Origin of the sequence: Bacillus sp. OV166, from assembly GCF_900177675.1 — a bacterium.
Classification (GTDB): domain Bacteria; phylum Bacillota; class Bacilli; order Bacillales; family Cytobacillaceae; genus Neobacillus.
Genome location: NZ_FXWM01000001.1, coordinates 3224213 through 3237822, shown reverse-complemented (window position 1 = coordinate 3237822; position 13610 = coordinate 3224213). Strand labels below are relative to the sequence as shown.

Here is a 13610-nt window from a genome sequence, read left to right as displayed (position 1 = left end):
CAATATATATTCATCAAAGAACAAAAGTTGAATTAAAATACAGGATACTTATTTATGTGAATTGGAGGAAAAAAATGTTTAAACCTAATCCCGCTAATACAGCAATTGTAATAACTGACCCACAAAATGACTTTCTGTCCCCCGGGGGTAAAGGATACCATTTAACAAAAAATATTATTGAGCATTACAACACACTAGGTAACCTTGAAATTCTAATAAGTACAGCCATGAGTAAAGGATATCAACTTTTTATATCACCCCATTATATATGTCCCCATGATTATAGTTGGCAATTTACTGGAGCTGAACAAGAAATGTTATTAAAGCTTCGAGTATTTCAAAAACAAAATGACTACACTTCTGTAGGAGCCGACTGGGTTCCTTCACTTAAGCCATACATTTTAGCTAACCAAACAGTCATTGCGACCGCCCATAAGATTGCTAGTCCGCAGACAAATGATCTAGTTTACCAATTACGTCAGCATAGGAAAGAAAAGGTCATTTTGGCAGGTGTCCTATCAAACATTTGTGTAGAATCGCATATGAGAGACTTAATCGAGAATGGATTCCAAACAGCTGTTGTTTATGATGCCACTGCCGCTATAAGTGAGAAGGATTTTCAAGCAGCTGTTACAAATTATCAGGCATTCAGCAGTGCTACATGGTTAACTCAACAGGCGATCTCTCAATTATAAGAAATAAAACATTTTTCCCAATCAGTTTCATGATTGATTTCATTTTCTTCATCTTTTTTACCTTCACATTATTGTTATGGATCGCTTTAAAATCAGTGTTATTCATCACAAGGCTCATAGTTGCTTAGTAGATCTGGAGTTGGAAACAAACGGAGGGTTGCGATGGCTCCTTTGCACGAAACATCTTTAAACACTTGTCGCAGCTCTGGAAAGACAACATCTACCCATCGATTTATTTGATTAATAGACATTACGAGACGTTTAACAATAACATCACGATTAGACATTAGAACTCTAAGCTTCTCAAATGATTCTGATGAAGGACGAATATAGGAATAGTAGCCGTTTTTGACCATAACCGCGATAATGAGCGCATCTTTTTTATCACTCTTAGATTGAGTATTATCACGATTCTCTTTATTCCTTTTTACTAAGTGGGGATTGATTTGTTATAACCTCAACGTTTTGGTTATATAACCATGTTGAAAGGTTAATCCAGTAATGGCCTGTAGGCTCCATACCTACTATTGCTGCATTTAAGTGTTTTAATATTTTTAAGTCTTGAATCCAGTTTAATAGTATAAGGAACCCCTCTTCATTATATTCAAATTTAATAGGGTCTCCAACTACAATTCCACGAAAGTTAACTGCTCTTGTAACGTGTAGTTGTTGAGCGATATCCACACCAACAATAAGATGTTTAACGGAAATACTTTCTATTAGTTGATTTTGTTTGTCTTGCATTTCTTCCACTAACCTGCCAATTAGCTCAATATTAAAAGCCGCCCAAAATGGCAGCTGGATCAACAACTCTTGCACCCATTAGTTTAAGTGAACTTATTCACAATGGCACATTTCTTTTGCAGAATGAGAACAATGTCATTTATCTTTAAACCTTAAACAAATATAACCCCGTCTAAAATTAGGACAGGGTGAACATAAAGTTGTTTAGTTGTTGATAAAAACACTTCACCCAACTGAAAACACTCCAATAAAGTCGTTTAGAACTAGGTTACATCTATTTTTACATAAAGTTACTGCTGCAATATCTGAATAAGGTTGCCGCAAGTATCGTCGAAGACAGCTATTGTGATTTCGCCCATTTTTGTCGGCTCCATAGTAAACTTCACGCCGTTTTCCAATAATCGTTTGTACTCTTTATGAATATCTGCAACGCCAAACATTGTTGCTGGGATGCCCTCGGCAAATATCTTCTTTTGATACTCCATTGCGGCAGGATGCTCATTCGGTTCGAGTAAAAGCTCGGTACCGTCATGAGCATCGGGAGAAACAAGCGTAATCCACCTAAATTTCCCCATTGGAACGTCATGCTTTTTTACAAATCCCAGCTTTTCTGAATAAAATTCCAGTGCCTTGTCTTGGTCTTGTACGAAAATACTTGTAACAATGATTTTCATAATGTTTTGCCTCCTTTGATATTTACCACGTTGGTGCTCTCCAAGCAGAAAAACCCCTACATTCATCAGAAGTTTTTAAATAAATTACTCTATCCATCCCTTTAGCAAATTTTTAAGTGGTTCGTTGTTAAATATAACTACTCGATATTTTCCCTTTCGTTTTGATTTTACGAGCCCTGCATCTTCCAGTACAGAAAGATGTTTAGCTATCGCCTGCCGCGTAATGGAAAGGTCGTGCTTCGTAATGAGACGTACCGTAAGTTCATACATCGTCTGCTCGTTGCGTTCGGAAAGTTCGTCTAATATTAGTCGCCGAGTCGAGTCGCCAAGTGCTTTGAATATAGCATCTCTGTCCCAATTCATAAATCGAGTATAAGCAACTCTATGGTTGCTTGTCAAGTATAAGCAACTGAATGGTTGCGTGATAAAGGAACCGTATCATCCAACCATTAAAGTCACATAATAGTAGTTTGAACCATTATAGAAAAATCAATTTTTAACACTTTTCCTATTCAACTCCCTCAGTTTGATACGAATATCTCTTGAATGCTCACTTATTCGCAGGATTTGGATTTACGGATAATTGAAATGAGTTCAGATCATTTTGGCTTCGTGAAGGCATAGTTAAATAAAGGAGTAAGCTACCACTCCATTTTTTACCATATAATGTACATCTCCACGCCGCCCCTGGAGGCTTTCCCTCCCATGTCTAAACGGGTCAATAAGTTTATTAATCTTTTTAAATCTTGAATCCAATTTAATAGGTTAACGAACTCCTCTCATTATTTTCAAATGTAAGAGGGTCTCCAACTACAGTTCCACGAAAGTTAACTGCTCTTGCAACGTGTAGTTGTTGAGCGATATCCACAGCAACAATAAGATGTTTATCGGAAATTCTTTCTATTAGTTGATTTTGTTTGTCTTGCATTTTAAAATTCATAGTAGGGCTTCCCTCCTTAAGACTCTGAGTTAGATTGGACTCTATACTCGTATCTTACTGAGGGTCTCTATTTTTTTTAAACCTGATATTTAACGATCTACAGGAATGCTAACCTGCTTCGTTAGCACAATAAGAAAAACCGCCTAAAAATGAAGCTGGATTTTCAAATCTTGCACCTGTTAGTTAAAGAACTATTCTTCTGTTTCAGATATTATCGTATACATAGCCAAAGTCCTCTTTTGCTTGCTGTATAGCTTCTTCCCAGTATTTTATGTCATCTTGATGTTTTTTTAACTTTACTGTTTGTTTTATGTACCAGGCTAAGATCTTGTGATAATTAAGTCTTTCTTCCATATTTCTAAGAACTTTTTTACATTCTTCGTATGTCATACCCATTGATAATTTCTACTTCCCTCGTAATAACTACTTAAAGTGAGATAGATTTACATCTCACTTATTCAGCTTACCTGTTCGTTAGTTTAATAACAAAAAGGGGTCACCGCCGCAATCCCCTTATTCCACGAAAGCACCCGTTAGTTTATTATAAAAGTGAAAGATTCTTTTGAGGAAGAAACTTTTTTGAACTAAATATTTTAGTTAAGAACTTTTTTAAATACAATCCTTTAGTTCGATGGACTGATTCTCTCCATTATCAAAGATTCGTCACCGTCGCGTTCATATATACCAGTTAATGCATCCATAAAATCTTCAGTTAAATCTACTTTCCATGCATCTCCTACTTTTACTAATTTTATTTTCACTGGTAACGTCACTTTTTTAGCTGAAGGATTTTTAGCGTTTTTATTACATAAGGTTTCGTATCAACTACATAGGAACCATCACCATCATTGGAATCTTTTTCTAAGATCTCCTTCTTTATTTTTTCAAATGCTTTATCTTGAGCTTTACGTGTGTCAATTGTTGTAATCTTTAAATCTATCGTTGCTTTTTTTGCATCTTTTTGTATTTCCCCTGTTGTATATGCCATTTTTTCAAATAAAATACGATTATATTTTTGATGAGTTTCCCCAAGGAAATAATCTTTTGCATCTGGATTTTCAATATAATTAGATGCACTTTTCCATTTCCCTTTTTGAATACTTTGTAAGAATTCATTAGTAGTTTTCTGTGGTGAACTGCTACTACCATTCCAAACTATTAAACTTACAATAATAATGATCATTGCAAATAAAAAGACAAATTTTTTCATGATGTTCTCCTTCTTCTACTCTAATGTTGTTAATGAAATCTTTCTATTTTATCTTATAACTTATTAGATAACAGGAATTTTTAATTTATTTATTTATCTATTTTTATCTAACACGTATATCCAGTTAATACCTCAGGACTAGGTCTAAGTTTATTCTAATATCCCTTTTAAAATGAGATTACTTAATGAACTAACGCACCGGTTAGTTTAATAACTTGCCCTCAGCTTTAATAGAATTTCCCAATTTTTACAATTTCTGATTTAGCTAATTTGCTTTCACCTTTATATTCAACAGTTAATTCTAACTCTTCTTTTTCTTCTTCCCAATCTAAGTATTGCTTACCGTTTTTTTCTTTATAAAAATATTTTGTTCCTTTAATTTTGTTTTTTTATCCCATTTGGGATCATTATACCAACTTACATAATCTGTAGCAGTTATTACAAGCTCGGCTTTTTTTGATATGTAATGTGATTTTAGTTTATCGCACCTCTTACCGCAGGAAGAAGTAGTCATATAACTCTTACTATACTCAAAAGGGATATAGCCGGGTTCAGCTTCTATTCCCACCCAAGCGCCTGCCCAACTTATTGGCATTTTTAGAGTAGGTGTATAGAAAATAACAAAAAATAAAACAACTACTCCAACAGTTAGAAGGCATTTCAATACTTTTTTCTTAGTAATTCGTAGATGTTCCAAAGTTTTTCCTCCAAATAACCTATTTGAGATAATCTTATCAAATTATTCAATTAAAAATTCGTTTTCTTATTGAACTATACTGCTCCGTTACTTGAATAAGAAAATGCCTTACCCCTATTGAAGTAAAGCACCCGTTAGCTTAAGTACAATCTTTCACAAACTCGTTTTAGAATTAGCCCTTGGAAACATTTCAATGACTAATTCGCCTCCACTAATTCTTATTTATCGATTTTAATAATATCCACCACTGACGAGTTAGCTGTAGATTTTCACATAGCCTTACAGCGGAAACGAATCTAATATGAACGAATCAGAGAGGTTATATGGTGCTGTGAGGCGGGCATTATAGTAATAAAGTGTAAATTCCTTTTCATTTTACAAAACAAATGATTTGTGCAAACAGGGGGGAGCCTTCAATCATTATCAACGCATTACAAAATTCAAAACAGCAAAAGGAGAAAAACGAAATGCAGCAGTTACCCATCAAGGGATTAAAAATGGCCATTAATGAAAGCACAGAGGACTTATATTATTTTACCGACAAGATGCTGAATGATGGCATTTTTATAAAATATTAATTTTGCAGCACCCGGATATTCCAGGCAAAAAAGGATTCAAAGAAAATGTCAATGAATGTATTTATTCAAACAGAGATAATAAATAAAAATAGGTATATCTTATATTTTTTTTCTTTACTCTCGGACCCATCTTTAAATTCATACATTTTTGTTACCTCAATTTACCTTCTTTTTTCTTTAGGCTAACAAATAAGTTCTTCAATTATTCTGATCCGATAGTTTATGTACATTACTTCACATCTTCTGCTAGGAGTAAGTATTTTTGAGATTTTGATTACTCATAGAAAAGATCGTAAAAAAAAGGCGATCTTTTAATTAATGCAAGAGGTTAGTTAATATGGCTCATTATAAAAATTAACAAATATTTAGACATTCATTTCGATAAATTTAATTACTTTAGTTGCTGTATCAAATGCTTTTCTACACTCCAAGAATTCTACTAATTTATTGTTATGAAATTAAAAACTCCCCAGCAAAGCTGGAGAGTTAACAAACTTTACTCTTCTTTTTTGGATAAACAACGATCACAATCCATCATATAACTTTCTGCTTGCTCTTGCATATGCTGCCCGCATTCAGGACATTCCTTTTTTGGCAAATTGCGGAAAAATTCAACAGGACTCATTAACATTTAAATCTCCTCCTTTATTAATACAGTTCGTTTTTACTTATCTTGTTATAGTACAGTATAAGCAAAAAAGAGAAAAAAGTATAGACCTTTTTTAAATAAATCATAAAAGTTTTAATATGTTCATCAAATCTATTTTTACCTTGAATATCCCAATCGAAATCCTCAGTATCATCATCCCATTCCGAGTTAGGAGAATAGAAATCTCTTGAAGCTACAACAATTGTGTTATCTAAGGTAATTCACCACGAACATTAAATATGTAATGCATATTCTGGTGTTTCATGGGTTCTGCCTCTCCTATTTATTTGAATCATATCCCCAAACCCCATCCAAAAAAGGATAGATGCTCTTCCAGCATTTTGTAACTTTAATCCCGCTAAAAATAATTACTTCTTTCATACACTTCTCCCTGTTCGGATCATTATTTAAGGAATGCACCCGACAGCTTAATAACCTTTTGAACTAATCACTGAAATCGTTAGATAGTGTCTCTATCTCTTTAACATCATAAAAGTCTCCATCGCTTATGAATTTTTCAATTTCTACTGTACCATCATTCGTAAACTCAACTTCCCAACGTTGCCCTGGAACAGTAATTTCAACCATTATAGCTTCATCTCTTACTTTATTTAGCTTATAAAATATATTACTTTCTTCCAGTTTATTAAGGAAATTGATTAACTCCTTAATCCCCACCAAAACGATCTCCCAAATTAGGTAATATTACAGATTATATTCTAAATCCTTATTGAACAAACCTGCTTCGTTAGTGGAACAAGAAAAAAGGGCTGCCGTAGCAACCCCTTGTTCAACTTAAGCACCCCGTTAGTTGAGAAGGAAGGTTTATAGAAACCATTCACCTTGGGCAATTTTTTCTACTTTTCCTCCTACATATACGGTGATTTCCCCGTTATCTTCACTTGCTTTCAAAAACAATAAGGATGGTCTTTTTATTTCATATCCTTGTTCTACACGAATATTTATTTCACTTTTTTCAAAATACCGATATTTAACTAAGTAAGAAGCTAAACATCCATTAGCACTGCCAGTAGCTGCATCTTCAGGAACACCATAATAATCTGCAAAGTCTCGAACATTTAAATCATTTTCAGAATTATATGCTTCAGGAGAAAACACCATAATGGCTTTTGCATCAGTATCTTCTATTAATTCAAAGTATTTTTCTTTATTTACGCTTACTTTTTTAACTGCTTCTAAAGATGTTAAAGGTACAACAATCACTGGAAGTCCAGTTGAAACCTCTTGGATAGGAAATCTATCATCTATGTATTCTTTATCTATACTTAAAACATCAGAAACTTTATTTGCATCTAAAATCCGACCAAAAGTTGGTTTGTTTTGTTTCATCCATAGTATTTCTTCTTTATTATCGAACGAGACGGGAATCTGTCCGCCTTTAAAATTTAATATAAGCTTATCGGATGGTTCGGTTAATACTTCGCTTTGAATGATATACGCGGTTCCTAAAGTTGGATGCCCAGCAAAAGGGACTTCTTCGTTAGGCGTAAAGATACGAACGTCGTAACCGCCAGCTTTTTCTTTGTCAGATAAAATAAAAGTAGTCTCTGAAAAATTAATTTCCTTAGCTATTTGTTGCATCTCATCATCGGAAATGTTTCCAGCATTTTTAAAAACAGCAAGTTGATTCCCTGTATATTTTCCTTGTGAAAAAACATCTACAATGGAATAATTTATTTTCCCCATAATTTCTCTCCTTATTTGCATTTTTTGTAATATTTTATATAAGATACCATACATTTCATTTAAATTTAAGTGAAAAGCATTACGATAACCGCACTAACCTGCCTCGTTAGTGGAACAAGGAATGGAGCTACCGCAGCAACCCCAATCTTCAACTATTGCACCCGTTAGCTTAAGTACATTTCTTCACAAACTTTTTTAAAAATTAAGAACTGAAAAAACAGCTATTGTCCAATTAAGTTATAACGCCAATTATTGCACCTCATAAAGTTTCCTGGAGGATATTCAAATTCGCATTCAGAAATAAACTGAAAGTTAAGCTTCCGACAAATTGCATTAGAAGCAGGATTATCAATCGATGGGAATGCGTGAATGTATGTATATTTGTTCTCATTAGATGCCTCTTCTATCGCTAACTTTACTGCTTTTGTAGCTATTCCTTTCCCTTGATACGAGGGTAGAATGCTCCATCCAGTTTCATATACACTTTCATTATTCCAAGTAGTTTGCCAATAACCCACAGAACCTACTGCTTCTAATTCTGGTAACAATATAATGCTAAACATACATCCTCTATTACCAAGCTCAAGATATCGTTTATGTCGTTTCAAAATCTGCTCTTTACTCTCTGGACCTCCAAGATGCTGCATCATTTCTGGAGCGTTTATACGAAAAAGTAAATCAAGGTCATTATCCTCCCAAGGCTTTATCTGAATGATATACTCCAAATTTTCTTCATCCCCTCATTTTTTATTATTTACTCTTTCTTTACGAAAGCTAAAAATCCTCTATTTAATGATATTGTTGTTTAATTAACGTGATCCGTTAGCACAAAAGAAAATGAGCTGCGACAGCACCTCATTGTTTAACTCTTGCACCCGTTAGTGCAATAAGCCAGTTGCTTATAATGGCAAGCTCATAGAAACTGTTCGTATCTTAAAGCCCATTTTTTCGTAAAGTTTTATAGCTTGATTCCCTGCAAATGCACTTAGACGGACTTCAGAGTATCCATCTTGTCTTAGATGGTCAATGGCTGTTCTCATTAACCGTTTAGAAATTCCATTCCCTCTAAATTCATCTCTAACAAATAGTTCATAAATAAATCCATTCATCTTATCAGTAAATTGGTCTTTGCTTGCCCCTATAAGAATCCAGCCCATTAAATTATCGTTCTCAGTTGCTATTAAATAATAGCTTCCCTTTTCCAGCAGTGGTTTAACAAGATGTTTGATTTTTTCATTTGTAGGTTTAATATCACCTAATGTACCATCAAATACCGCTTGGGGAGATAGTAAAATAATATTGTTAAGTTCAGAATCATTGGGTTTCCTAATTTCCATTTATAAGATCATTCCTTCGATAAATTTTATTAATTTTAGCATAATATCCCATTAATCTTTTTCAAAAATATAAAATTAAATTGATTTCTTATCCAAGTAACCTGCCACGTTACTTGAAGAGGAAAAGGCGATCATTCTTATTGAATAATCGCACTTGTTAGTTGAAGAAGAAAGCTAATAAAAGTGGCTTTGCATAATGAAACTTTATTATATAATAATAAATGATAAATCGAATGTGCTGGGGGAAACTATGGAACAGTTTACTTATCAAGTACCTGAAAAGGTTCATATTTCAACAATAATACCAATAATAAACGAACATGGGGAATCTGTATTCGAAATAAGAAAAAAGCAACATAAATTCCTTGCCCGTATCGTCCACAACTCAATACGCTATGGCTTACCCTATTGTTACAAAATAGCCAACGTGAATGGAGAACCACTTTATACCATAGACTGTGCGTTTCCTGGTATTGGGTACAAAATGACTGACCATTTATCTTCCCAAACCGTTTCGATTGCTTCACATAGAGTTCAATTAATTGAAAAAGGCTATCATTTTAGAATAGATAACCATGAATTTCTGATTGAAAAAGATCATACGGGTGCTGGTTACTTAAAATGCGACAATAACCAAGTAGCCATTGTTTCCATGCCTATTAAAACAGATATTTCATTGTTCAAAAAATTGGAATTGGATACTATTATTATACGGTCAACGACGCAGGAAGTCGCTGGTCTTGCTGCCGTATTATTTCATACGTTTTATTATTACGATGCTTAAAAGTAATTTACAAAAATCAAGCTGTTCTTCAACTAAACTGCCACGTTAGTTCAACAAGATTAAAGCAGTATTGTCAAACGTATCTATAATAAAATGACAAATTTATGAATCTGGCGAAAAACTCTTTTCAATTTCAGTTTTAATTGATATTATTCCTATTAAAACAGTAGGAATAGTGGGTGTTTCCGAAAATGTCTTTATATGAAAAATTACCAAGTGATTTTTTGATTCAATTTTATTATGAAGTGAAGAAAATGATTTCAAAAGGATTAGTTTCTAAAAATATGTACTATGAATTAGGACTAATAATTGCAGCTGCGTCAAGAAGAGGGATACTATTGGATAAGCCAAAAGATTTTGAACAACACATTGTCCACGAATTATTAATGGAATTAAGTAACTAGAATTCCGCCGTGATTGAATAAATAGTTAATCGTAAGAGGTCTACCATTAAACAAACAAAAAAGCACCCGTTAATTGAAGAACCATTATTTTTTACTATAATCCTAAAACCTTAACAATTATAATGAGGAACAATAAAATGATATTTAGCCAAACGAAAAATTTAATGATAAATTCAGCCCATAACTTCCTTCGTAGTCCAAAATAAAGAATAACACAAAAAAATAGGAGGCTATAAACTTCCCTTTTAATTCCCAAATCATTGAAATCAATGAATGAATTTATTAAAACAGAGATAACAAATAAAAAAATGTAAGTCTTAAATTTTTTTTCTTTTCTCTCGAACTCATCTTTAAATTCATACATTTTTCTTACCTCAACTTTTCTTCCTTTTCCTTAAGTTTAACAAATATGGTTCTTAAACTAAACTGCCCCTTTAGTGCAATAAGAAAAGCTGCCAAAATGACAGCTTGATCTGCAACTCTTGCACCCGTTAGTAGTACAACTAGCACCTTTTCTTCAATGGAAGTGGAACAAGGTTAGACAAAATATCTGTCTTAACCATGCTTATGTTTCTCTTCCTCTTTTTTACGTTTCCCTTCCTCTTTTTTACGTTTCCCTTCCTCTTTTTTACGTTTCTCTTCCTCTTTTTTTGTACCATAATTAGGATGTTTTATTACATTGTCGATTTTTTTCTTTGGTGGAACTTCTGCAGAACTAAAACCTTTTATATAAAGTTCATTATTCACTCTGTAAACACTGTCTGGTTGTTTAAAACTGGATGTGTCCGTTCCGAATGTTTGCATCATCACTTTAAACATCAACTGCGAGATTTTCGTCGTATTTCCGCTCATATAGTTACCCTGGCCGTTTTGAGCATAACCAGTCCAGACAGCCATGGTGTATTGCGGTGTATACCCTGCGAACCAGCTATCATTTGTCGCAGTGCTTGGATATCCATATCTAGCTCTCGTCTTTGAATCAAAGTTGGTTGTACCTGTTTTCCCAGCAACATCCAAGCCAGGGACATTAGCCGTTTTTCCTGTCCCAGCATTGACGACTGTGCGCAGCATATCCGTTACCATATAAGAAGTGTAATCATGCATCACACGTTTTGATTTCCCCGCAAAAATAACGACTGTGCCATCCGGAAAAACAACCTTTTGGACAAAATGCGGTTTGTTGTACATGCCATTATTGGCAAAAGCGCTGTAGGCACCTGCCATGTCTAAAGGACTGACGGCGTTACTGCCGATCGAGTAGGATTCATATACTTGGTCATTTTTAAACGTAATGCCGAGTTGTTCTGCAAATTTCTTCGACTTATCCATCCCCACCTCACGCATTGTTAGCAACGCCGGGATGTTATACGAGTTTTGCAGCGCCGACCTCATAGTCAGCATTCCATGATTTTGGTGATCCCAGTTGGAAATGGACTGGCCGGTTGAGTAAGTCGTCTTCTGGTCATTGATCATATGGGCAGTGGACCATTTCAAGTTTTCTATCGCAGGGCCGTAATCAAAAATCGGCTTAAAGGATGAGCCTGGCTGACGTTTGATATCGACGGAAAAGTTGTGACCTAAGAATTGAGCTTTATAGTCATTTCGCCCGCTCCCAATTGCCCTGACTTCACCCGTTTTGTTATCTAAGAAAACGAACGCCCCCTGAAACTTCTGATCTGGATAGGCAATGATTTCATTGGTATTCATCATTTCGTCTGCAAAATTCTGTGCTTTTGGATCCAGGGTAGTATAAATCGATAATCCATCCTCGCTTATATCGACATCCATCATTTTTCCCTTTACCTCTTTTACAACAGCATCCAAAAATGCTTCATAAGGCATACTTTGCTGTGTGTTATTTTTCACAAGTCCCTCTTTTACAGGAACTTTTTCTGCTTCTTTCATTTGTTTTTCCGTAATATAGCCATCTCGAAGCATGGAACTTAAGACAATGTGACGGCGATTCGTCGCTGATTCTGCGTTTTCCGGTTTGGTCGGATCGTAATTATTTGGACTCTGCGGCAGTCCGGCTAACATGGCTGCCTGAGCGAGCGTCATTTTTTTCAAATCATTGGCTTCGATCCCATAGTAATTCTTCGCTGCAGCCGCAACCCCATAAGAGCGGTGTCCAAGGTAGATTTTGTTCAAATACATCATTAAAATATCGTGTTTGGAATACTTTTGTTCCAGCTGATACGCCAAGTCCCATTCTTGTACTTTTCTCTTTAAAGTCTTCTCTGGCGTCAAAAATGAGTTTTTAATGACTTGCTGAGTAATCGTACTTCCACCCTGAGATCCGAAATTTCCGGTTACGTTGACGAAAATGGCCTTAGCCGTCCTTTTCAGGTCGATCCCATGATGTTCATAAAAATGGGAATCCTCGGTGGCGATAAACGCTTGTTCCAGCACTTTCGGCACTTGATCATAGGTGATTTTTGTCCGCTTTTCCTTCCCGTATTCATAAAGGAAGTTTCCGTTTTTATCGTAAAATTTTGTGGAAAGTGGATCCACCAGCTTAGAAGAATCTAATGTAGGTGTACCCTTAATCATGGATGCGAACGTAATGGCTCCTGCTCCTGTTGAAACAAGACCAAGCAGCAAACAGACGATAATCACCTTTTTTAACAAATGCCCTTTTTTCAACAATGGCCCTTTATTCGGTATTCGATTACTTCTTTCTTTATTTTGTGTTGCCTTTTCCGCTTTTTTTCTTTCCTCACGAGATTGATAGGTTTCTTCTGACATTCTTTTCACTCCTTATTGTGCCTGTCACCGCCCGAATTATGTCGAACACAATTCAAACATGTTGAGATCGATATTCCGTCCGTCGTTTTCATGAACTTGGATATAACGTATTAAGGATGGATTGATGCAATAATCACCATGGTCACCTTTCGCAAGAAAGTATTTGCGCTGTTCGATCTTTTCAATTCTTTCTTGGATAACTTCTTCCTTACTCATTTCAGGCTCTGTTATGATTAATTCTCGTATTATATCATTCTCTAAGGTATAACAAACCACAAATTCCTTCAAATAACTCACCCCATTCAAACCTCTTAAAGTGGATCTCAACCTTTAAAAGAGTAACAGATTGACGTTAATATTGCATGAGCCTATATTTACACATTCGTATGAATTCTTGCATTTATGGGTGATTTCTGGGTATTATTTCTCATATTAATTAAACAAAT

At 34.8% G+C, this 13610-nt stretch carries 15 protein-coding genes and 2 pseudogenes; 3 read left to right on the top strand and 14 right to left on the bottom strand.

The window, feature by feature from the left end; genetic code table 11:
• Positions 1-74: 74 nt before the first annotated feature.
• Positions 75-695, top strand: coding sequence for a cysteine hydrolase (locus CCK98_RS15805; RefSeq protein ID WP_088087450.1), 621 nt, complete (start codon positions 75-77; stop codon positions 693-695).
• A 110-nt stretch (positions 696-805) separates the two neighbouring features.
• Here CCK98_RS15805 and CCK98_RS15800 read toward each other — a convergent pair.
• The 12 genes and pseudogenes from CCK98_RS15800 to CCK98_RS15745 all read right to left on the bottom strand — a co-directional run.
• Positions 806-1439: pseudogene (locus tag CCK98_RS15800) on the bottom strand (transposase); the annotation flags it as partial.
• Between the two features lie 290 nt (positions 1440-1729).
• The gene (locus CCK98_RS15795) at positions 1730-2113 is read right to left on the bottom strand and encodes a VOC family protein (RefSeq protein ID WP_088087449.1); all 384 of its coding nucleotides are present in this window, start codon (positions 2111-2113) and stop codon (positions 1730-1732) included.
• Positions 2114-2197: 84 nt separating this feature from the next.
• Complete coding sequence (locus CCK98_RS15790; RefSeq protein WP_088087280.1) at positions 2198-2476, bottom strand: helix-turn-helix transcriptional regulator; 279 nt, start codon at positions 2474-2476, stop codon at positions 2198-2200.
• Positions 2477-2835: 359 nt separating this feature from the next.
• Positions 2836-3053 (bottom strand): annotated as a pseudogene (locus CCK98_RS15785) (IS110 family transposase); the annotation flags it as partial.
• 204 nt (positions 3054-3257) lie between these two features.
• The gene (locus CCK98_RS15780; RefSeq protein WP_088087447.1) at positions 3258-3449 is read right to left on the bottom strand and encodes a hypothetical protein; all 192 of its coding nucleotides are present in this window, start codon (positions 3447-3449) and stop codon (positions 3258-3260) included.
• A gap of 373 nt (positions 3450-3822) precedes the next feature.
• On the bottom strand, positions 3823-4263 hold the full coding sequence (locus tag CCK98_RS15775; protein WP_088087446.1) for a hypothetical protein: 441 nt from the start codon (positions 4261-4263) through the stop codon (positions 3823-3825).
• Positions 4264-4591: 328 nt separating this feature from the next.
• On the bottom strand, positions 4592-4960 hold the full coding sequence (locus tag CCK98_RS15770) for a hypothetical protein (protein ID WP_088087445.1): 369 nt from the start codon (positions 4958-4960) through the stop codon (positions 4592-4594).
• A 1074-nt stretch (positions 4961-6034) separates the two neighbouring features.
• On the bottom strand, positions 6035-6169 hold the full coding sequence (yhfH, locus tag CCK98_RS15765) for a protein YhfH (protein WP_088087444.1): 135 nt from the start codon (positions 6167-6169) through the stop codon (positions 6035-6037).
• Between the two features lie 462 nt (positions 6170-6631).
• The gene (locus tag CCK98_RS15760) at positions 6632-6865 is read right to left on the bottom strand and encodes a hypothetical protein (RefSeq protein ID WP_088087443.1); all 234 of its coding nucleotides are present in this window, start codon (positions 6863-6865) and stop codon (positions 6632-6634) included.
• Between the two features lie 147 nt (positions 6866-7012).
• Positions 7013-7894 carry a PhzF family phenazine biosynthesis protein gene (locus CCK98_RS15755; protein ID WP_088087442.1) on the bottom strand — a complete coding sequence of 294 codons (882 nt, stop codon included), beginning with the start codon at positions 7892-7894 and terminating at the stop codon, positions 7013-7015.
• Positions 7895-8115: 221 nt separating this feature from the next.
• The gene (locus CCK98_RS15750; protein WP_088087441.1) at positions 8116-8619 is read right to left on the bottom strand and encodes a GNAT family N-acetyltransferase; all 504 of its coding nucleotides are present in this window, start codon (positions 8617-8619) and stop codon (positions 8116-8118) included.
• Between the two features lie 174 nt (positions 8620-8793).
• Positions 8794-9231 carry a GNAT family N-acetyltransferase gene (locus CCK98_RS15745; protein WP_088087440.1) on the bottom strand — a complete coding sequence of 146 codons (438 nt, stop codon included), beginning with the start codon at positions 9229-9231 and terminating at the stop codon, positions 8794-8796.
• Positions 9232-9481: 250 nt separating this feature from the next.
• Between CCK98_RS15745 and CCK98_RS15740 the strand changes: the two genes are divergently transcribed.
• Together CCK98_RS15740 and CCK98_RS15735 are read left to right on the top strand one after the other, a co-directional pair.
• Positions 9482-10015, top strand: a complete 534-nt coding sequence (locus CCK98_RS15740; protein ID WP_088087439.1) for a hypothetical protein — start codon at positions 9482-9484, stop codon at positions 10013-10015.
• A 179-nt stretch (positions 10016-10194) separates the two neighbouring features.
• Positions 10195-10419, top strand: coding sequence for a hypothetical protein (locus CCK98_RS15735; protein WP_142292166.1), 225 nt, complete (start codon positions 10195-10197; stop codon positions 10417-10419).
• A 555-nt stretch (positions 10420-10974) separates the two neighbouring features.
• Here the strand turns inward: CCK98_RS15735 and CCK98_RS15725 are convergent.
• Positions 10975-13164 carry a transglycosylase domain-containing protein gene (locus CCK98_RS15725; protein ID WP_088087437.1) on the bottom strand — a complete coding sequence of 730 codons (2190 nt, stop codon included), beginning with the start codon at positions 13162-13164 and terminating at the stop codon, positions 10975-10977.
• 36 nt (positions 13165-13200) lie between these two features.
• Positions 13201-13461, bottom strand: a complete 261-nt coding sequence (locus tag CCK98_RS15720; RefSeq protein ID WP_142292165.1) for a hypothetical protein — start codon at positions 13459-13461, stop codon at positions 13201-13203.
• Between the last annotated feature and the right edge of the window lie 149 nt (positions 13462-13610).